21 protein-coding genes, 2 tRNA genes and 5 pseudogenes are annotated in these 19,715 nt (G+C 49.1%); 19 read left to right on the top strand and 9 right to left on the bottom strand.

Annotated features, from left to right (window positions below; translation table 11 throughout):
- Window positions 1-8: 8 nt before the first annotated feature.
- The 5 genes from ACD630_RS07820 (at window position 9) to ACD630_RS07800 (ending at window position 4,327) form a co-directional block, all read left to right on the top strand.
- Window positions 9-2,132, top strand: a complete 2,124-nt coding sequence (locus ACD630_RS07820; RefSeq protein ID WP_430358684.1) for an exodeoxyribonuclease VIII-like protein — start codon at window positions 9-11, stop codon at window positions 2,130-2,132.
- Window positions 2,129-2,686 (top strand): siphovirus Gp157 family protein, encoded by a 558-nt coding sequence (locus tag ACD630_RS07815; protein ID WP_430358683.1) that lies wholly within the window; start codon window positions 2,129-2,131, stop codon window positions 2,684-2,686. The genes ACD630_RS07820 and ACD630_RS07815 overlap by 4 nt, the downstream gene beginning before the upstream one ends.
- A gap of 210 nt (window positions 2,687-2,896) precedes the next feature.
- Window positions 2,897-3,127, top strand: coding sequence for a hypothetical protein (locus tag ACD630_RS07810; RefSeq protein ID WP_430358682.1), 231 nt, complete (start codon window positions 2,897-2,899; stop codon window positions 3,125-3,127).
- A complete protein-coding gene (locus ACD630_RS07805; RefSeq protein WP_430358681.1) occupies window positions 3,078-3,299 on the top strand; it encodes a DUF4224 domain-containing protein in 222 nt (73 codons plus the stop codon). Before ACD630_RS07810 ends, ACD630_RS07805 begins: the two co-directional genes overlap by 50 nt.
- Before the next feature lie 2 nt (window positions 3,300-3,301).
- Window positions 3,302-4,327 carry a phage integrase central domain-containing protein gene (locus ACD630_RS07800; protein ID WP_430358680.1) on the top strand — a complete coding sequence of 342 codons (1,026 nt, stop codon included), beginning with the start codon at window positions 3,302-3,304 and terminating at the stop codon, window positions 4,325-4,327.
- A 132-nt stretch (window positions 4,328-4,459) separates the two neighbouring features.
- On the opposite strand, the gene ACD630_RS07795 is transcribed toward ACD630_RS07800, so the two are convergent.
- Window positions 4,460-4,546: transfer RNA gene (locus ACD630_RS07795), tRNA-Leu, on the bottom strand.
- A 6-nt stretch (window positions 4,547-4,552) separates the two neighbouring features.
- Window positions 4,553-4,626, bottom strand: a tRNA-Cys gene (locus ACD630_RS07790).
- Between the two features lie 97 nt (window positions 4,627-4,723).
- Here ACD630_RS07790 and ACD630_RS07785 point away from each other — a divergent pair.
- Both ACD630_RS07785 and ACD630_RS07780 read left to right on the top strand, forming a co-directional pair.
- A complete protein-coding gene (locus ACD630_RS07785) occupies window positions 4,724-4,963 on the top strand; it encodes a hypothetical protein (protein ID WP_430358679.1) in 240 nt (79 codons plus the stop codon).
- A gap of 120 nt (window positions 4,964-5,083) precedes the next feature.
- A pseudogene (locus tag ACD630_RS07780) lies at window positions 5,084-5,272 on the top strand (IS256 family transposase); the annotation flags it as partial.
- A 26-nt stretch (window positions 5,273-5,298) separates the two neighbouring features.
- Here the strand turns inward: ACD630_RS07780 and ACD630_RS07775 are convergent.
- Complete coding sequence (locus tag ACD630_RS07775) at window positions 5,299-5,745, bottom strand: IS630 family transposase (RefSeq protein WP_430358678.1); 447 nt, start codon at window positions 5,743-5,745, stop codon at window positions 5,299-5,301.
- Window positions 5,742-6,107: an IS630 transposase-related protein gene (locus tag ACD630_RS07770; protein WP_430357993.1), complete on the bottom strand. Its 366-nt coding sequence runs from the start codon at window positions 6,105-6,107 to the stop codon at window positions 5,742-5,744. Before ACD630_RS07770 ends, ACD630_RS07775 begins: the two co-directional genes overlap by 4 nt.
- Window positions 6,108-6,116: 9 nt before the next feature.
- On the opposite strand from ACD630_RS07770, the gene ACD630_RS07765 reads away from it, so the two are divergent.
- On the top strand, window positions 6,117-6,287 hold the full coding sequence (locus ACD630_RS07765) for a hypothetical protein (protein ID WP_430358677.1): 171 nt from the start codon (window positions 6,117-6,119) through the stop codon (window positions 6,285-6,287).
- On the opposite strand, the pseudogene ACD630_RS07760 reads toward ACD630_RS07765, so the two are convergent.
- Window positions 6,281-6,631, bottom strand: a pseudogene (locus ACD630_RS07760) (IS5 family transposase); the annotation flags it as partial. The gene ACD630_RS07765 and the pseudogene ACD630_RS07760 sit on opposite strands and share 7 nt — an antisense overlap.
- A 59-nt stretch (window positions 6,632-6,690) precedes the next feature.
- Here ACD630_RS07760 and ACD630_RS07755 point away from each other — a divergent pair.
- From ACD630_RS07755 to ACD630_RS07745, 3 genes and pseudogenes are all read left to right on the top strand, one after another.
- Window positions 6,691-6,858, top strand: a pseudogene (locus ACD630_RS07755) (tRNA epoxyqueuosine(34) reductase QueG); the annotation flags it as partial.
- A 297-nt stretch (window positions 6,859-7,155) separates the two neighbouring features.
- The gene (locus ACD630_RS07750) at window positions 7,156-7,302 is read left to right on the top strand and encodes an IS630 transposase-related protein (protein ID WP_430358676.1); all 147 of its coding nucleotides are present in this window, start codon (window positions 7,156-7,158) and stop codon (window positions 7,300-7,302) included.
- A 145-nt stretch (window positions 7,303-7,447) separates the two neighbouring features.
- Window positions 7,448-8,815 carry a hypothetical protein gene (locus ACD630_RS07745; protein ID WP_430358675.1) on the top strand — a complete coding sequence of 456 codons (1,368 nt, stop codon included), beginning with the start codon at window positions 7,448-7,450 and terminating at the stop codon, window positions 8,813-8,815.
- Window positions 8,816-9,148: 333 nt separating this feature from the next.
- Here the strand turns inward: ACD630_RS07745 and ACD630_RS07740 are convergent, their stop codons facing one another.
- Complete coding sequence (locus tag ACD630_RS07740) at window positions 9,149-9,508, bottom strand: transposase (protein WP_430358674.1); 360 nt, start codon at window positions 9,506-9,508, stop codon at window positions 9,149-9,151.
- Between the two features lie 25 nt (window positions 9,509-9,533).
- On the opposite strand from ACD630_RS07740, the pseudogene ACD630_RS07735 reads away from it, so the two are divergent.
- Window positions 9,534-10,602: pseudogene (locus tag ACD630_RS07735) on the top strand (IS256 family transposase); the annotation flags it as partial.
- Window positions 10,603-10,642: 40 nt separating this feature from the next.
- Here the strand turns inward: ACD630_RS07735 and ACD630_RS07730 are convergent.
- Entirely contained in the window at window positions 10,643-11,191 is a 549-nt protein-coding gene (locus tag ACD630_RS07730) for an IS630 family transposase (RefSeq protein WP_430359949.1), read from the bottom strand.
- Window positions 11,115-11,480: an IS630 transposase-related protein gene (locus tag ACD630_RS07725; RefSeq protein ID WP_430358312.1), complete on the bottom strand. Its 366-nt coding sequence runs from the start codon at window positions 11,478-11,480 to the stop codon at window positions 11,115-11,117. Before ACD630_RS07725 ends, ACD630_RS07730 begins: the two co-directional genes overlap by 77 nt.
- A 35-nt stretch (window positions 11,481-11,515) precedes the next feature.
- Here ACD630_RS07725 and ACD630_RS07720 point away from each other — a divergent pair.
- Window positions 11,516-11,752, top strand: a pseudogene (locus ACD630_RS07720) (transposase); the annotation flags it as partial.
- 466 nt (window positions 11,753-12,218) lie between these two features.
- Here ACD630_RS07720 and ACD630_RS07715 read toward each other — a convergent pair.
- Window positions 12,219-12,500, bottom strand: coding sequence for a DUF2946 family protein (locus ACD630_RS07715; protein WP_430358673.1), 282 nt, complete (start codon window positions 12,498-12,500; stop codon window positions 12,219-12,221).
- Between the two features lie 20 nt (window positions 12,501-12,520).
- Between ACD630_RS07715 and ACD630_RS07710 the strand changes: the two genes are divergently transcribed.
- The 6 genes from ACD630_RS07710 to ACD630_RS07685 all read left to right on the top strand — a co-directional run bounded on the left by ACD630_RS07710 (window position 12,521) and on the right by ACD630_RS07685 (window position 19,703).
- A complete protein-coding gene (locus tag ACD630_RS07710; protein ID WP_430358672.1) occupies window positions 12,521-12,691 on the top strand; it encodes a hypothetical protein in 171 nt (56 codons plus the stop codon).
- A 498-nt stretch (window positions 12,692-13,189) separates the two neighbouring features.
- Window positions 13,190-14,758 carry a glucan biosynthesis protein G gene (locus ACD630_RS07705; RefSeq protein WP_430358671.1) on the top strand — a complete coding sequence of 523 codons (1,569 nt, stop codon included), beginning with the start codon at window positions 13,190-13,192 and terminating at the stop codon, window positions 14,756-14,758.
- A complete protein-coding gene (gene mdoH, locus ACD630_RS07700) occupies window positions 14,751-17,291 on the top strand; it encodes a glucans biosynthesis glucosyltransferase MdoH (protein ID WP_430358670.1) in 2,541 nt (846 codons plus the stop codon). Before ACD630_RS07705 ends, mdoH begins: the two co-directional genes overlap by 8 nt.
- Before the next feature lie 565 nt (window positions 17,292-17,856).
- Window positions 17,857-18,240: a reverse transcriptase domain-containing protein gene (locus ACD630_RS07695; RefSeq protein ID WP_430358669.1), complete on the top strand. Its 384-nt coding sequence runs from the start codon at window positions 17,857-17,859 to the stop codon at window positions 18,238-18,240.
- A gap of 25 nt (window positions 18,241-18,265) precedes the next feature.
- Complete coding sequence (locus ACD630_RS07690) at window positions 18,266-19,093, top strand: reverse transcriptase domain-containing protein (protein WP_430358668.1); 828 nt, start codon at window positions 18,266-18,268, stop codon at window positions 19,091-19,093.
- Window positions 19,083-19,703 (top strand): hypothetical protein, encoded by a 621-nt coding sequence (locus ACD630_RS07685; protein ID WP_430358667.1) that lies wholly within the window; start codon window positions 19,083-19,085, stop codon window positions 19,701-19,703. Before ACD630_RS07690 ends, ACD630_RS07685 begins: the two co-directional genes overlap by 11 nt.
- Window positions 19,704-19,715 lie beyond the last annotated feature (12 nt).

Here is a 19,715-nt window from a genome sequence, read left to right as displayed (position 1 = left end):
TAAGACCAATGCCAATCTTTATCTTGTTGTACACGCCCAAAAAAGGGGCACAGAAAAACGGCGCTGTCCCGTTGGCCATAGCGCTGGATGAAAAAAATAAAAAGCTGGCTGAGATGGGCGCTACTTGGCAACTGGAAAAAGAGTTTCCCGGTGCCAGCGATAACTTTTTCAAACCTGAAATCACCGAGGATGCTGTGGGTTCGCCCCGCCCGCCCGTTGGTGTATTTGATGAGAAATTCCCGCAAGAAAATGAATTGATTGATGGCGTATGGCGTCGCAAAGAAACGCAGCCGCAAATCAACCCGAATGACCTCGTTAATTTTTCTGCGCTGCCATTAAACGAAAAAGCCGCTGCGCTGGTACTTTACGGGCAGTATGAAATTAACGAGCACGAGCATTCGATGATTTGTGATTTCCTTGCCGACGATGAGCAAGATCTCGACTCATCCACCATCATTGATGCCCTGTTACAGAATCAGGCACTGGAACAGATGTACCCGCAATCATTGCTAGAATTGGTACAGGCCATCCACAAACAATTCCCCGCACCGTCAGAATCACCGATGCGTGTTATTAAGTTCGTGAATGATTGGGTATACAAACCATCCGATCGCCAACAACAAGCAACCGTTAATAACGCGCCAGCCGCCAATGATTCACCGTCAGAAATTGCAGGTTTAGACCATGAGCGCCCCTATCAGCACACTTACCGTACGTTGAGCCGTGAGGTTGCTATTGCGCTGGCAAACGATATTGACGATCCGTGGTCTGTCAGCAAGGAGCAAACTGACAAGGGCGATAAACTGATTCAGGCGGATGATGAAGCCTATAAGCGCTGGTCTACCCAATTAAGCATTGTCGAAAAAGTGCTGACAATTCCGCGCCCGGTTATTTTCACCCTGATCGCTGAGGCCAAAAAGCATCCTTCTCTTGCTACCGATCCAAATGGTCGCAAGAGTTTTGTTGATGAATTTCTCACGGCATGGCGCGCCACGCAGCCGGAACCAGAGGCACCAGCACAGGAAGCCAATAGTGTGCAAGTCAGCAATCTGGGTGAAGGACGTTTCTCTGTTGATGTTCTGGTCGGTTCCACCCCCTCAAATCAGGGCGAAAAAGCGGAAGTGCGCGAAGCAGCTACGGCAGAGACTACCGCGCAGCAGGCAAAAGAAACCCTCGAAAAAATGGGCTATGGCGTCTACGCAGCCGAACCCGAAGCACCAGCACCAGCACCAGCACCAGCACCAGCACCAGCAGATGATTTTCAGTCCCGCGCCGCTGCTGTTGAATCAGAAATTGCAGAGAAGCCCGTTGCCGAGCAAGAGAATCTCAGCATCTGGAAGCGCGTACAGCGTACCGATCCACGCTACACCAAACCGCTGACGGGTACCGGTTTTGAAGGTACCAGCATCAACAGCGAATACATGATCATGCGGGCTAACGAAATCTTTGGCCCGGTTGGTAGCGGCTGGGGCTATCGCGTTCTGGAAGAGAAAATGATCCCCGGTGCGCCACTGAGTGAAACGCTGTATGACGACAACAAAAAATTCATCGGCATAAAACTGCTGCGTGATGCGGACGGATCGCTTATCAGTGAATTGAATCACTCGCTGAAAATCGCCTTTTGGTACCTCAACGATGAAAGCGAGCGTTCAGAGATCGAGGCTTACGGTGCCACACCGTACATGTACAAAACCAAACATGGGATTAAAACGGACTCAGAAGTCATCAAGAAAAGCCTTACTGACGCCATTAAAAAGTCGCTCTCTCTGCTTGGTTTCAGTGCCGATGTATGGCTTGGCATGCATGACAACCCCGAGTATGTCACCGAAAACGAGATCGAGTTCAAAATTAAGAACGCCAGCGATAAAGCCGAGGACACCGTGCGGCTGCGTACTGAACTGGATGAAAAGTTAACCAAGAACGCGGCCACGCTGGAAAGCGCCGTCAGCGTAAACGAGGTTAATAAAATATTCGGCACCGTCGCCCGAGAACTGGAAATACACCGCAAGAGTGCAGAGGCCAAAGGCGACACAGAATATGCGAAATACTTGGCTGGGCGTTTGCGTCGCCTGAGCCAGATTAAAGACGAGCGCATTGCAGCGCTGAAAGCCAATGAAGGAGAAACAGTATGACAACGACCGCTATTGCAATCGCTAATGATATGAGAAAACTCCAAGAACTCTTGGAGAGCTCTGATGATATTACGCCGGAAATGATAGCCGATACCATGGAAGGTAACGACATGGCGCTGGGCGACAAACTGGATGCAGCTTACATTCATATTCGAAATCTCGAAGGGCAGGCAAAGACCTGTGACGAGGAAGTCAAACGTCTGGCTGACCGTAAAAAATCGTTTGAGAGCCGCGCCAAGTCCATCAAGCAGTATGTTTTAAACAGTTTGCTGGCTGCTGGGCGAAATAGCCTGAAAACAACAACCAACACCTTTACGGTACGAAAGGGTGCACCAAGTGTGATTGTAGATAATATTGACGCAATCCCTGGTGATTTTGTCAATACTGTCGTTACCAACGCGGCCAAGAAAAAAGAAATTAAGGAAGCTATTGAAGCGGCGGAAGCTGCTGCTGCCGAGATCATGGCCCGTGGAGAAATACCGCCTGACGAACTGCTGAACCCTGTTCCCGGGGCGAACATTGAAATCGGGGCGCAATCGCTACAAGTCCGTTAACGCGAGGCAAGACCAATGCTACGAATCTTTGTCCAACGTGGCGATAAGATACACTTTAAATTTCCTGACGGGTCAGACGCAATGATCGGGATACCGAATAGGGGTTATTTAGAGTTCTACTTTCCCCGTGAAGTGAAAATCACGCGCGAAAAAAGGAAGTCCACCGAATTGATTATTAATAATCAGAAATCATAACCCCATCCAAATAACATGGTGGCCTTTACGGAGGTCACCATGCAGCGATGGAAACCGGGCGAATGCCTGTTATCAGAATTTGACATCAAGATCGGACGGCTTGCCGCCAGTGTGAGAAAGAAAACCCTCACGCAGCAGGAAATAGACCAGGCCTGCGCGCTTGCCGACTCCATTATTAACAACCTGAGGCAAGACCATGAGCGACCTATTAAGCGACGACGAATTAATAGAACTGACGGGCTATAAGTACCCGTCCAAACAATGCGAGGCACTGACAAGAGCGGGGATCTCATTTATCACACGCAGGGATGGCCACCCCAGCGTTACCTGGTCAGCACTCAATGCCGCGTTGTCAGGCGTTAGCGTAAAAGCAGTACCGAACGAACACCCAGAACAGCCCAATTTTGACGCGATGTAATTATGCCAAGGAAGAGAAAAGATCCTAGGGATAACGCCTTGCCGCCGCGTGTATACAGGGGAAAAAGTAAATATGAGTTTCACCCTATCGGCGGTGGCTCGATTACATTGTGCCCGCTTGATTCACCCATTTCGGTGATATGGGAAAAGTATCAGGCAGCGAACAACTATCAGGAGGATAAATTTACCTTTGAGAGAATGGCGCAGCGATTTATGCAATCACCTGATTTTCTCGATCTGGCTGGCGAGACACAAAAGGATTACCGGAAATACGCGGGCAAGATGTTGCCGGTATTTGGTGCCATGTCACTGGACGCCATTAAACCGGAACACGTCAGAAAATATCTTGATAAGCGCGGCGTTAAAAGTAAAACGCAGGCCAACCGGGAAAAGGCGTTTATGTCTCGGGTGTATCGGTGGGGTTTTGAACGTGGGCTATGCAAAGCCAACCCATGCCAGGGTGTTAGGCAGTTCAAGGAAACAGCGCGGGATCGGTACGTGACGGATGATGAGTATCGCACCCTATTTTCAGTATCGCCAGCGGTGGTAAAAGTGGCGATGGAAATAGCCTACCTATGCGCGGCCCGCCAAGGGGATATTTTGGCAATGACCAACCAGCAACTATTGGACGATGGGATCTTTATCGCGCAAGGGAAAACGGGGAAAAAACAGATCAAGGCATGGACGGGTAGACTTCACGCAGCCATTGAAATGGCGCATCAGATGCCAGTAAACAGCGGTGTGTGTAGTCAATACATTATCAGGCAGTCAACCGGAGGACGTTACACGTGGGACGGTTTTAACAGCCGCTGGCGCAAGGCAAAGCAAGACGCGGCGGTCGCGTTCCCGTACCTGAGTTTTGATTTCACGTTTCACGACCTGAAGGCAAAAGGCATTTCCGATCTCGATGGCACACTTGCAGAAAAACAGGCCATTTCCGGGCATATGACGATCGGGCAAACAGCGCGTTACGACCGTAAAATTCCCATTGTTCCGGTAGTTGGCGGTCAGAATAAAAAATCGAAATAATTGCATGTTTACCAAACACGCAAAAATCATATTAGGTAAGATATTAGGAAAGCCGCTTCCGTGCATAAAAAAACCGCCTTAACGACGGTGACTAATATGGGATATCTTACTTATTATTATGGCTTTTCTGTGTGGTGCCCGGGGCGGGACTTGAACCCGCACAGCGCGTACGCCGAGGGATTTTAAATCCCTTGTGTCTACCGATTTCACCACCCGGGCGAAAATTGGAGGCGCGTCCCGGAGTTGAACCGAGGTAGGCGGATTTGCAATCCGCTGCATGGCCACTCTGCCAACGCGCCTTTATTCTGCCTACTAACCCAAAACTTCAGGTCATATCAATAAGCTTCCACTTGTAACCCATTGATTAAATAAGATTTTTTCATTTCCGTTTCAGGAATGGACGCTATTATGGACTGGTTACGTGCAGATGGCAAGCCCTTTGTCGCCGGGATAAAACCAAACGCTCAAAAGCTCACCACGACAGCTCATTATTTACAACTCTCACTGCATTTATCAGCAAAATGGCTGTTTAGTCGGCAAATATTCACCCGCCCAGACCGCAGTAACATCATTATCTTGGCTCAGCGTAAATGCCGGACAACGACAAAAGCGTACAATATCCACCACCACCAGTAAACCAAGCGACTGGGGGTTGATAGAGTTATGCTCATTTCTGGTGTACGGGGTTTCGGGGAGGGTGGCGTATCCTGCTGATTGATTTCGTGGATGATTTCAACAACAGAGAGATGATACCTCATGAAAAAGTCTACCCTACAGGTCTCCGCAGAACCAGATATTGCCGCTGATCCCTTGCATGAACTCATTCGTAATGGTGCCAGGCAACTGATAGCTGCCGCCGTTTAGGTTGAGCTCGAAGCCATGCTGCAACAACATGCTGAACGCCGCCTTGACGACGGGCGTCATGCTGTCGTTCGTAACGGCTATAGCAAAGCGACTTAATTTTGATTACACTATATGGACTGAGAACAAAATCTCTGTATCGCAACCACTCTCTCTTTTTTTGCTTGTGCCCATTTATGCTCAATGGGGTTAAGATCTGGCGAATATGTAGGCAAATACTCCAGCATATACCCTGCATCGATGATGACTTGTTGAATATTATGTTTTTTGTGAAAAGTTGCATTGTCCATCACGATTACCCTGTTTTTAGGGAGTACTGGGATAAGGACTTGTGTGACCCAGGAATAGAAAACATCGCTGTTAATATTGATATCAAATAATCCGATAGCAAACAGCGTTGTGCCTAATAAAGCGCCGATAACATTTGTTCTTCCCTTGGCTCCCCCGTTCTTCAGGCCAAAACACCGTTGACCTTTTGGGGAATAGCCGTGAGTCCGTGGGGTATCGTGTGGAAAACCACTTTCATCAATAAAAACAATAGGTTTTCCTTTTTTCATACTGTTGTATTTTTTGTTGAAATGCTTGCCGGGCGCTTTCGTCGGCTTTCGGATGACATAGAGTTTTTTTTATAGGTCAATCCCAGCTTTTTAAGAGCTTGCCAAATGGCCTTCTGACAAACGCCAAAACGCTCTGCACGTTCTTTTTGGTAAGCATCTGGATATGGTTCAACATCTTTTATCAACTCGGATTTATCGCTCTTTCGCTGACGCGTGGTCGATGCTTTTGACGCTATTTGATTAATCCAACGCGATACAGAGGCAGGGCCAATCCGAAATTGCTTCGCTGTTTCTCGGATACTCAACCCTTCTTCTTCCCGTGTAGATATCACTTTACGTCTAAAATCAATTGAATAGCTCATTTAAATAATGTGATCAAAATTAAGTCGTTTAGCTATATCAGCCGTCAAAGCATCCATATAGCCAACCGACTTAAAAATGATTACACCCAATGCCCTGATATGTGGCAAAAAATACAGCTAATTGTTATCAAAATAATGTCGCTTGGCTATATCGTTGGTGATATCGAGATGTTTTTTTGAGCGCCAGCCGCACATTTGAGCGCACGGATATTACTGCCATCCAGCGCAGTGGCTGAGCAGTCAACAAGTCCATGAGTATCAAGAAATTAAAGTAACTTATTGAAAATAATGTTAATAATTCCAGACTTTGACCATCTATTGAAACGGTTATAAACGGTTTTCCATGGGCCGTAACGTTCAGGTAAATCACGCCATGGTGCGCCTGAACACAGTATCCAGAACATGCCGTTGAAGATTTTTCGATGTTCTGCCCACGGCCGGCCGGCCCGCGGAGATGTCAAAACGGTTGGCAACAAGGGCTCAATGATTGCCCATGCTTCATCAGAAAGATCGTAGCGAGCCATAATCAAAAGTGTCGTAGAAACAGATGGATACTATAGCTCAAGCAATTAAGGGACACAGCCTAGCCTTACAAGCGCGACTCGGGCAGAGCGCACTGATCGATGAGCATATTCACTGGGCAATTGAGCAACAATTGGCACGCCGTGCCGCTCAGTCTATCGACGTGCAGTTGCCGCAGAAAAAACGGCTTATTCGTGCTATTGAAAAAGGATTACCGCGCGATGCCTGAGGTGTTGCCAGACGGTCATATCATCCTGGCCCCCCCTGTGCATAAATAAAAAACTCCTTGCCAATCAATTCCTGAAGAAAGTGCAAGTGATCGCCTTAACATTTTGATAAGTTATTTTTATCGATAAATATCAGCAAGATATAAATATACCTTTGACAATCTTGCCAAAGATCATTTTACGCAGGCAAAGAGAAACCTGTGGATAAGTCTGTTAAGAAAATTATGAGATTTTATATTACATGAAACGCAAAAGAGAGGAGTATAGCTAAACGACTTAATTTTGATTACATTATTTAAATGAGCTATTCAATTGATTTTAGAGGTAAAGTGATATCTACACGGGAAGAAGAAGGGTTGAGTATCCGAGAAACAGCGAAGCAATTTCGGATTGGCCCTGCCTCTGTATCGCGTTGGATTAATCAAATAGAGGGCTTTGTTGAATAAATAGAACTTTTGGGTAATCATCGGAGCAGATCAACACAGTTGTTTCAAAATCAGGTCTCCATGGCAAAACAAAATTTTAAAATCACCAACTGGCCCTCTTATAACCATAGGTATCTACACATCTTTTGCAATATCTGCTATTACGTTGCTGCATGATCTCAACTTATCCATCGGCGGGATTGATGCCCGCCTTAACCGGCGTTATCAGCGTCTGGTTAAGCAACACATGACTCCCGCAGCACCATTGACGTCAGCCGTTAAAGATCTTGCCTGCGCGCAGAAAACAACATTCGCCACTACTCAGGCCGTTTGGCGTTTTTTTAATAATGAACGTATTAGCTTCAGTCAGCTCAATGAACCGATTATTTCGCTGGCTCTCCGGCAGGTTGCACTTAGCCCGCATCCATACGCTCCAGTCGTTCATGACTGGTCTCATTTACAGTTTCGTACCCACAATGGGAAAGAAGAACGTTTGAAAATGACGCATGGTGGCGACGTCGGTTATGAACTACAAACCCGCCTACTGCTTGATGCTGCAAATGGTTTACCAATAGCGCCCCTGTCTCAAACTCTAACCGATAGGGCGGGTTGTCGTTCAACGCTAACCGAGGGCTTGTCTGAGAGTCTGACTCATATGGATGCTTTGACGGCTGATATCGCCCGCGTTGAGTCTCTTGCTACCGGGAAGAAGTTAGTTCATCTCATTGACCGTGAAGGTGACTCTATCGGGCATATGCGCACATTAAGCTCCCAGGGAATATGTTGGCTTATCCGGGGAAAGGAAGGGCATCGGGCCGAGTGGGGCGGTGACACCCGTAAAATTGGTGAAATTGCAGACGATCTGCCATTTATCGCAAACGGACAGGTTGGCTGGAAAGGGAAAAAAGCCAATATGGAGATCGGGGAAACATCCGTGATCATAACGCGAACAGCAAAACCGAAGCGGAAAGACAAGAGCACCGGACGGCGAGTGAAAGTTCAGCCAGGCGTAGCTCTGACACTCAGATTAGTTGTGGTTCGCCTTACCAATACTCACGGTAAATTTATCGGACGCTGGACGCTGCTCACAAACGTTAGCAACGAGATCACCAGCGCGGAAGTCGCTCGCTGGTATTACTGGCGCTGGGGTATTGAATCCTTTTTTAAGCTGCTGAAAGGTGCCGGTCATGATGTAGAAAAATGGCTTCAGCGCAGTGCTGGTGCCCTGCTACGCAGGTTATTGATAGCTAGCATGGCATGTGTGCTGGTATGGCGGCTGCAACGCGCTGAAGGAGACGACAATGCGGCAGCCCGTCAGTTAATTTGCCGATTATCCGGACGACAACAAAAACGAGGGCGTAAAGAAAGCGCCCCAGCGCTGCTTGCCGGACTATCCATCCTGCTAAATACCTTGACGTTATTAGCAGACTATACCCCGGAAGAACTTGCCCACTTAGCTATGGTGGTTTTTAACCCTTTATGGGCTTTGTTGAATAATAGTGAGTCATGCTGTTTTTTCAGCCAGTTTTGGTAGAAAATGCTTGTCACCTTAGGTTTACAGTTTTCTTATGAGGCCTAACTGCATGATTTTGCGTTGCGAGGATCTGTCGTTTCACCGGGGGGTGCAGCATAAAATATGTTTATTCAACAAAGCCCCCTTTATGATGTGTAGATACCTATGCCCCCTGATCAGTAGAGAAACCGAGCTTGTGACTTGGCGAATACACGGATAAGCATGTACATGCTATTACACTTAAATATTTTGGAATTTAAAGACATTATTCGCATTCAGCGAGTCAAGCCCAACGCTATTTCTGTCGACTTCATAAAAGGGCTTGAGAAATATAGCCAAGCGACTTAATTTTGATTACACTATATGGACTGAGAACAAAATCTCTGTATCGCAACCACTCTCTCTTTTTTTGCTTTTTGCTTGTGCCCATTTATGCTCAATTGGGTTAAGATCTGGCGAATATGTAGGCAAATGCTCCACCATATACCCTGCATCGATGATGACTTGTTGAATATTATGTTTTTTGTGAAAAGTTGCATTGTCCATCACGATTACACTGTTTTTAGGGAGTACTGGGATAAGGACTTGTGTGACCCAGGAATAGAAAACATCGCTGTTAATATTGATACCAAATAATCCTATAGCAAACAGCGTTGTGCCTAATAAGGAGCCTGTACACGAGATTGTGTAATTGCTTGGTTTTGATATGTTCAATCCAACATCAAAAGCAGGTTACTTTATGGACGAAAAACAGTTACAGGCTCTGGCTAACGAGCTGGCCAAAAATCTCAAAACCCCTGACGATCTCAACCAGTTTGATCGCCTGCTGAAAAAGATCAGCGTTGAAGCTGCCCTTAATGCTGAAATGACCCATCACCTCGGGCATGAGAAGCCCCAGTCCAAATCTGGAACTAACACGCGCAATGGCTACTCCACAAAGACTGTTATAGCCAACCGACTTAAAAATGATTACAGCCAATGCCCTGATATGTGGCAAAAAAATACAGCTAATTGTTATCAAAATAATGTCGCTTGGCTATACCACCGGCGATGGTCCGCTGGAACTGCGTACACTACGTGATCGTGATGGTTCCTTTGAACCGCAGCTGCTGAAGAAGAACCAGACCCGGCTCTCCGGGATGGATAACCAGATTTTATCGTTGTATGCCAAAGGGATGAGCACCCGCGAAATTGCCGCTGCGTTCAAAGAGCTGTATGACGCGGATGTCTCACCCGCCCTGGTATCGAAGGTCACTGATGCCGTTATGGAGCAGGTTGTTGAATGGTAAAATCGCCCCTTGGATACGGTTTATCCCATTGTTTACCTTGACTGTATCGTTCTGAAAGTCCGGCAGGACAGCTGCGTTATCAATAAGTCTGTGTTCCTGGCGCTGGGTATCAATATCGAAGGCCAGAAAGAGCTACTGGGGATGTGGCTGGCCGAAAATGAAGGCGCAAAGTTCTGGATGAACGTGCTGACAGAACTGAAAAACCGTGCCCTGACCGACATCCTCATTGCCTGTGTGGACGGCCTGAAAGGGTTCCCGGATGCCATCAACACGGTCTACCCGGAAGCCCGCATCCAGTTGTGCATCGTGCACATGGGGCGCAACAGTCTGCGCTTCGTTGCCTGGAAGGATTATAAGGCGGTAACACGCGACCTCAAAACAGTGTATCAGGCTCCAACCGAAGAGGCCGCGCTTCAGGCGCTGGAGACGTTCGGTGGGACATGGGATCACCGCTATCCGCAGATAAGCCGGAGCTGGCAGTCAAACTGGGCCAACCTGTCGACATTCTTCTCGTACCCCTAGGAACTTCGCAAGGTATAGCCAAGCAACTTAATTTTGATTACACCATTTTGATTACACCATATGGACTGAGAACAAAATCTCTGTCTCGCAACCACTCTCTCTTTTTTTTGCTTTTTGCTTGTGCCCATTTATGCTCAATGGGGTTAAGATCTGGCGAATATGTAGGCAAATACTCCACCATATACCCTGCATCGATGATGACTTGTTGAATATTATGTTTTTTGTGAAAAGTTGCATTGTCCATCACGATTACACTGTTTTTAGGGAGTACTGGGATAAGGACTTGTGTGACCCAGGAATAGAAAACATCGCTGTTAATATTGATATCAAATAATCCGATAGCAAACAGCGTTGTGCCTAATAACGCGCCGATAACATTTGTTCTTCCCTTGGCTCCCCAGTTCTTCAGCCCAAAACACCGTTGACCTTTTGGGGAATAGCCGTGAGTCCGTGGGGTATCGTGTGGAAAACCACTTTCATCAATAAAAACAATAGGCTTACCTTCTTTTTCATACTGTTGTATTTTTTGTTGAAATGCTTGCCGGGCGCTTCCGTCGGCTTTCGGATGACGTAGAGTTTTTTTTATAGGTCAATCCCAGCTTTTTAAGAGCTTGCCAAATGGCCTTCTGACAAACGCCAAAACGCTCTGCACGTTCTTTTTGGTAAGCATCTGGATATGGTTCAACATCTTTTATCAACTCGGATTTATCGCTCTTTCGCTGACGCGTAGTCGATGCTTTTGACGCTATTTGATTAATCCAACGCGATACAGAGGCAGGGCCAATCCGAAATTGCTTCGCTGTTTCTCGGATACTCAACCCTTCTTCTTCCCGTGTAGATATCACTTTACGTCTAAAATCAATTGAATAGCTCATTTAAATAATGTGATCAAAATTAAGTCGTTTAGCTATACAGCACAGGAGGTAAACCGACTCTGCTGGGGATAAGCAAACGAGGTGATAAAAATTTACGCAAACTTCTGGTTCAATGTGCCCGCTCATTCATGATGCGACTTGAACATCAACAGGGCAGGCTTGCTGAATGGGTTCGGGGGCAACTCGATAACAAACATTCAAATATTGTCGCCTGTGCTCTGGCAAACAAACTGGCACGAATAGCCTGGTCAATCACAACTAATCACAACTAATCACAACTAATCACAACTAATCACAACTAATCACAACTAATCACAATGAATATCAGGCCTGATGTTATATAGAACCACATCAATACACTGATTATTAAGTAATTAAACAGCAGTTACCTATCTGGTTTTGCGAAGACTGATTATTGATGACATGAACGGCATATCGGCCTGCTGAAAAACCTGACGACAAAAATGGCTCACTGAAGCCGAGGGCCTTTTCAGGTTCACCAGGCGCGGAACTCATCAAGGCGCAGGCATCTCGCCCACAGAGACGCCGGATAGATTAGCCCACCATTAGTCAAAAATCAGTGTTGCAAAAATGGGGGTGACCATGGATTTGTCAGCGTTTACGGTATCCATAGCATGGGAGCCCTTGTCATCGTAACAAGAAGAAAATAAAGGAAAAGGAGACGTCGTCTTGTGACAGGACGTTATCCAATATCAAATTTTTGTGTTTATGGTTGTGTTATATGACTGTCGGCGGTGCGCGAGGCGATTGGGCGCGATAACACGCGGCGACGATCTTGTGCCGTGGGCGCGGCTCATTCGCCTCGAACTGAGTGACAAACCGCGGATCAAGCGGCGGCGGGTTTTCAGGAAACAGCGCTGGGTGATGGGATAACAGCCCGCAGTAATCACAGGCGTCATGGCCCATGGTTGCATAGGATGACATCGGTGACGATGTTGCCGGTTTGTCGTGAGAATGATGGTGCTGAGTATGAGTGGGCGGAGTATAATCATGCCGCATTATAGCCAAGCGACATTATTTTGATAACAATTAGCTGTATTTTTTTGCCACATATCAGGGCATTGGCTGTAATCATTTTTAAGTCGGTTGGCTATAACGCCTGTGAAACGATGGGCGCGATGAAAATCATCAGCAACGCGAAGAGGCTTAGCGTGGTGGCAATTTTGTTGTGGCGCAATGCGTTCATGTAAGAATCAGTAAGTGTCGATGCTAGTAGGTGGACGGACATAACTATGTCACCCTGCTGTACCTGATTTAACGCGATTTTGTTACCAATGGGTGTAATTCGTGTTGCATCCGAATTTTTTAATGCATCAACGTGCAATCGTTCGGATTATTCTTGAAAGTTGCACGAGCTTAAACGTCATGGTGGACGTGTTAACAAAAGCAGCATGTATTCTCTGCAACCACAGCATAAACAGGGTGTTTTGCTAACAGTGCAACAGGTAGAATTGTAGGTAAGCAGCGCGCCGCTGGCATAAATAACCGCAAGGGGTTGCCAACGCCTGACCGGTGACGGAGTATCCTCTCTAATTTTCGATTTTTTACAGAAATTTATCGGGGTTGCAGTTTGCGTTGTTTAAACACTGACCTATCATGATGAACCGGGCTTTTATCAAGTTGTCGGAAGGTTAACTTATCCATTAATATGGATTTTAGTTGATTTAAGCACACGAACAGGGGGAGCTGTGCTGTTTAATAATTTTGGGGTTAAACGTCGAGTAGCGAATTTGCGCTGGTTGTCCGCAGCGATTGTGTTGTCTTTCACTGCGTTGCCTGCTTGGGCATTCTCGCTGGATGATGTGGCAGCGCAAGCTGAACAGCTGGCAGCGAAAGGCTATGAAGCGCCGAAGAGCAATCTTCCCGCCCAGTTCCGCGATATGAAATTTGCTGACTATCAGCAGATTCGTTTTAACCAGGAGAAGTCATACTGGAATAACCTGCAAACGCCGTTTCGCATTCAGTTCTATCATCAGGGCATGTATTTCGATACACCGGTAAGAATCAATGAAGTGACGGCCACTGAGGTTAACGAGATCGCCTATTCACCGGAGTATTTTAATTTCGGTACGGTGAATCACGATGCAGAGACCGTGAAGAATCTCGGTTTTGCGGGCTTTAAAATCCTGTATCCCATCAACAAGCTTGGCAAGGATGACGAAATTGTCAGCATGCTAGGTGCCAGCTATTTCCGTGTGATCGGTAAAGGGCAGACTTATGGCCTTTCTGCGCGCGGTCTGGCGATTGACACTGCATTACCTTCTGGGGAAGAGTTCCCACGTTTCCGCGAGTTTTGGATCGAACGTCCAAAACCCAATGACAAGCACCTGCTGGTATACGCGCTGCTCGATTCACCGCGTGCAACAGGTGCATACCGTTTCGTCATTTATCCTGGACGTGACAGCGTGGTTGATGTTCAGGCTAAAGTGTTCCTGCGCGCTCGCGTCGGTAAACTGGGGCTGGCACCGTTAACCAGTATGTTCCTGTTTGGGTCGAACCAGCCTTCTCCCACTTTGAACTACCGTGGAGCGTTGCATGACTCTAACGGTTTATCTATCCACGCGGGCAACGGTGAGTGGATTTGGCGTCCGCTGAATAACCCGAAACACCTGTCTGTCAGCACCTATTCGATTGAAAACCCGAAAGGCTTCGGTTTACTGCAACGTGGGCGTGATTTCTCCAGCTATGAAGATCTGGATGACCGTTACGATCTGCGTCCTAGCGGCTGGCTTGAAACCAAGGGCGAGTGGGGGAAAGGGAAAGTCGAACTGGTGGAAATTCCGACTGCCGATGAAACCAACGATAACATCGTTGCTTTCTGGACGCCGGAAGCGCTGCCTGAAATTGGTAAGCCGCTGGAAGTGGGCTATCGCCTGCACTTCACGCGTGACGAAGAACAATTGCATTCACCTGAATTGGCCTACGTTCAGCGCACCATGCGCTTCACCGGGGATGTGAAACAGTCTAACCTGATTCGCCAACCGGATGGCACCGTTGCGTTCTTGGTCGATTTTGCCGGCCCGATGATGAAAGAGATGGAAGAGGCAACGCCTGTGTCCTCTCAAGTTAGCATCGGCGACAACGGTGAAATCGTTGAGAACAATGTTCGCTATAATCCGGTAACGCGCGGCTGGCGTTTAACACTGCGTCTGCGTGTGAAAGATCCTAAACAGCCAACCGAGCTGCGCGCTGCGTTGGTGAACGGCGAAACGCTGTTATCGGAAACCTGGAGCTATCAGCTACCTGCCAATGAATAAGTTAATTTCGAGCCCTGATTATATCGGGAAATTGCCTCTGTCCGCGCAAGCGGCGGAGGCGTTGCAGCATGCGTTGCCTCAGGCAGAGAGTAAAAGTCTCTCTGCAATACATCGGGCTCTGGCGCAGGGGGAATCCCCTGCGACGCTGCTGACGGAAGACGATTCGCCGCTGCAATCTGTCAAGGCGCGTCTGGATGCCGCTTGGCCCGATACGGCAACGGCGGTTAAACCGGTGATGGTTGATAAAGAAGGGCGTACTGCATTACAGGCGATGCCCACGATCAAACGTGCGTCGATGTTTCCTGACATGTGGCGCACCAACCCGCTGGTACGCTGCTGGGAAAGTATGCTCGGGCGCTCCCCGGCGCCGAGTCGTCCGCATGCCAGCCCGGAAGAGAAGATTGCCGAGAACCGCTGGAGAATGGTGGGGACGTTGCGCCGTTACACCCTGCTTATCTTGACGTTGTTCCAAACGGCAATCGCCACCTGGTACATGAAAACCATTTTACCTTATCAGGGATGGGCGCTGATCGATCCGTTCGCAATGGTGAATCAGCCTTTCCTGCGCTCCTTTATGCAGGTTCTGCCTTATATCCTGCAAAGTGGCATTCTGGTGCTGTTTGCCGTACTGTTCTGTTGGGTCTCTGCCGGTTTTTGGACTGCGCTGATGGGCTTTTTACAGCTGCTGATCGGCAAGGACAAATACAGTATCTCGTCAACGACGGTAGGGGATGAGCCGCTCAATCCCGAGCACAGAACGGCGTTAATCATGCCTATCTGTAACGAAGACGTTGAGCGCGTGTTCGCTGGATTACGGGCGACCTACGAATCGGTGGCAGCGACCGGACAGCTCGATCACTTCGATCTGTATGTGTTGAGTGACAGTAACGACCCGGACAAATGCGTTGCAGAGCAGAAAGCCTGGATGGACCTGTGCCGTGAAGTGGATGGGTTTGGCCGTATCTTCTATCGCCGTCGTCGTCGTCGCGTGAAACGTAAGAGCGGTAATATCGATGATTTCTGCCGTCGTTGGGGCAGCCAATATAGCTATATGGTGATATTGGATGCCGACAGCGTGATGAGTGGCGAATGTCTGACGCAACTGGTACGTTTGATGGAAGCCAACCCCAATGCCGGGATTATCCAGTCTTCTCCCAAAGCGTCCGGGATGGATACCTTGTATGCACGCTGTCAGCAATTTGCCACACGTGTGTACGGGCCGTTGTTCACCGCCGGTCTGCACTTTTGGCAACTGGGTGAGTCGCACTATTGGGGCCATAACGCCATCATCCGTGTGAAACCCTTTATCGAGCACTGTGCGCTGGCACCGTTGCCCGGTGAAGGTTCTTTTGCGGGCGCAATTTTGTCCCATGACTTTGTTGAAGCGGCACTAATGCGCCGTGCGGGCTGGGGGGTATGGATCGCCTATGATCTGCCCGGCTCTTATGAGGAGCTGCCGCCTAACCTGCTTGATGAACTTAAGCGCGATCGCCGCTGGTGCCACGGCAACCTGATGAATTTCCGTTTGTTCCTGGTGAAAGGGATGCACCCGGTACACCGTGCCGTGTTCCTGACCGGTGTGATGTCTTATCTTTCCGCGCCGCTGTGGTTTATGTTCCTGGCGCTGTCAACCGCACTGCAAGTGGTGCATACGCTGATGGAGCCGCAATATTTCCTCCAACCGCGTCAGCTCTTCCCCGTGTGGCCACAATGGCGTCCTGAATTGGCAATAGCCTTGTTCTCGACCACATTGGTGCTGCTGTTCCTGCCAAAATTGCTGAGTGTGATTCTGGTATGGGCAAAGGGGGCGAGACCTTACGGCGGTGCCGTGCGCGTTTTCCTGTCGTTACTGCTTGAGATGCTGTTTTCGGTATTGCTGGCCCCGGTGCGTATGCTGTTCCATACCGTTTTCGTGGTCAGTGCCTTCTTGGGCTGGTCCGTGCAATGGAAATCGCCGCAGCGTGATGATGATGCCACGCCGTGGAGCGAAGCCTTCGCTCGTCACGGCTCTCAACTGGTGCTGGGGTTGGTGTGGGCCATTGGTATGGCTTGGCTGGATTTGCGTTTCCTGTGGTGGCTGTCGCCGATTGTTTTCTCGTTGATCCTGTCGCCATTCGTGTCAGTAATTTCAAGCCGTGCCTTGATTGGGCTGGCATGCAAGCGTGCTAATCTTCTGTTGATTCCGGAAGAGTACGAGCCGCCGCGCGAGCTGGTAGCAACGGACACCTATTTCCGTGCCAACCGTGCACGTAAATTGGAAAATGGTTTCGTGCAGGCAGTCTTTGATCCTTCGCTCAATGCGTTGGCGAGTGCAATGGCAACTGCGCGCCATGGCTTTAGCCGTGCGGTTGAGCAGGGCCGTGCCCAGCGCGTGGCTGATGCGTTGAAACAGGATCTGGATGCGCTAAGCGACAATCAGCGTTTGGTGCTGTTGAGCGATCCGGTGACGATTTCCTGTTTACACTACGCTGTGTGGCACGATCCGCAGCAGTTTGTCGCATGGCATCAGCGCTACCACGCACTGGAGTCCTGACGGTTTTACCGTAACGGTGTTTTTTATGTGTGCCGGGCATGCCCGACAGCTTGGGGGTGAAAGTCCCCTGTACAGCATGATGGTGGCGAAGGACTAGCGAAGTGCAAGGGCGTCATCGCGAGGTGGGGTCTGAAGGAAGCGTGGAGCAAAGCCATGACCTGACGAACAGAAACCTGATACAAGGCTCATCCGATCGGCAGAGCGAGCATATGATCGCGAAGGCCATAACCATCAAGGGTCGAGTGAGTAAATCAGGCAGGTGTGTGGTGAAGGCGGTCGGGCTTACCCCGGGAGGTCTGCATAGCGTCCTGCATTCAGGACTGAGCTCATCGTGAGGTGCGCTGATCGCTATACAGAAGTCAGCAGAGGGCGTAGGGGAAACCTGAAGGCCCGAACAGTGATGAGTGGCGAGTATCACCGGAGGTTCTGAACGGTCATGCAGCAGAAAACGCAATGCGACCCCGATGAGAGCAGAAGGGGTGAAGCCCCGACTCCTGCCCCATCAGGGGCTGAAACCGTCCAGACACAACCGGAGCGGGAGAGCCCGTCGTCCGGGGATAGTCTCATGGAGGTTATCCTCAACCAAGAAAATCTGAAGCAGGCGCTGAAAAGAGTAAAAGCCAACAAAGGCGCGCCGGGTGTGGACGGAATAAGCGTGAGCGAACTCCCCGACCATCTGAAACGCCAGTGGCCGGAACTGCGGAGTAACCTGCTGGCTGGCAGATACAAACCTCAGCCCGTCCGCAGGGTGGACATACCGAAACCCGGGGGAGGAACCCGACAACTGGGAATCCCGACGGTAATGGACAGGTTCATTCAGCAGGCAGTGATGCAGGTGCTGCAAAGCCAGTGGGATCCGACCTTCAGTGAAAGCAGCTATGGGTTCCGCGTTGGCAGGTCAGCGCATCGTGCGGTGAAGCGAGCAAAGAGATATAGCCAACCGACTTAAAAATGATTACAACAGATGCCCTGATATGCGGCAAAAAAGCATAGCTGGCTGTTATCAAAATAATCTCGGTTGGCTATACTTGGAAGAAGGCCACCACTGGGTGGTGGACATCGACCTCGAAAAATTCTTTGACCGGGTAAACCACGATGTACTGATGAGCCGGGTGGCAAAGTGGATAACGGATAAGCGGGTGTTAAAGCTTATCCGGGCCTTCCTGAATGCTGTAATCATGCAGGCAGGGCTGGTCAGCCCACAGATGGAAGGCACACCGCAGGGTGGTCCGTTGTCGCCCCTGTTGTCGAATGTGTTGCTGGATGAACTGGATCGCGAGCTTGAAAAGCGCGGCCTGAAGCACGTCCGCTACGCAGACGACAGCAATATCTACGTCAGAAGCGAAAGAGCCGGTAAACGTGTGAAGGAAAGCATCACCCACTGGCTGGAGAAGAGACTGAAACTGAAGGTTAATGAGCGGAAAAGCGCGGTGTCGCCACCGTGCGAACGTAAGTTCCTGAGTTACAGCATCAGCTCCGGCAAAGGGAGAGCGTGGATCCTCATTGCCCCGGAGTCGATAAGACGGGCTAAATCCCGCCTGAGAGAGATAACCGGGCGCAGCAAAGGCCGCAGTCTGGAACAGGTTATCGGCAAACTCAGGGTATATCTGACGGGATGGCGGAACTACTACAGTCTGAACGAGTTACCGTCACTGACGCGCAACCTGCTGGGGTGGGTAAGAAGGAGGTTGCGCAGTCTGCTGTGGAAACAGTGGAAGAAAGGGCGGACTCGTTATAGCGAGCTCAGGGTGCATAGGTATCTACACATCTTTTGCAATATCTGCTATTACGTTGCTGCATGATCTCAACTTATCCATCGGCAGGATTGATGCCCGCCTTAACCGGCGTTATCAGCGTCTGGTTAAGCAACACATGACTCCCGCAGCACCATTGACGTCAGCCGTTAAAGATCTTGCCTGCGCGCAGAAAACAACATTCGCCACTACTCAGGCCGTTTGGCGTTTTTTTAATAATGAACGTATTAGCTTCAGTCAGCTCAATGAACCGATTATTTCGCTGGCTCTCCGGCAGGTTGCACTTAGCCCGCATCCATACGCTCCCGTCGTTCACGACTGGTCTCATTTACAGTTGTGTACCCACAATGGGAAAGAAGAACGTTTGAAAATGACGCATGGTGGCGACGTCGGTTATGAACTACAAACCAGCCTACTGGTTGATGCTGCAAATGGTTTACCAATAGCGCCCCTGTCTCAAACTCTAACCGATAGGGCGGGTTGTCGTTCAACGCTAACCGAGGGCTTGTCTGAGAGTCTGACTCATATGGATGCTTTGACGGCTGATATCGCCCGCGTTGACTCTCTTGCTACCGGGAAGAAGTTAGTTCATCTCATTGACCGTGAAGGTGACTCTATCGGGCATATGCGCACATTAAGCTCCCAGGGAATATGTTGAATTATCCGGGGA

This window comes from Symbiopectobacterium sp. RP (genome assembly GCF_050472005.1).
Taxonomy (GTDB): Bacteria; Pseudomonadota; Gammaproteobacteria; order Enterobacterales; family Enterobacteriaceae; genus Symbiopectobacterium.
The sequence above is the reverse complement of the archived record's forward strand: the minus strand, read 5'-3'. Positions and strand labels throughout refer to the sequence as shown.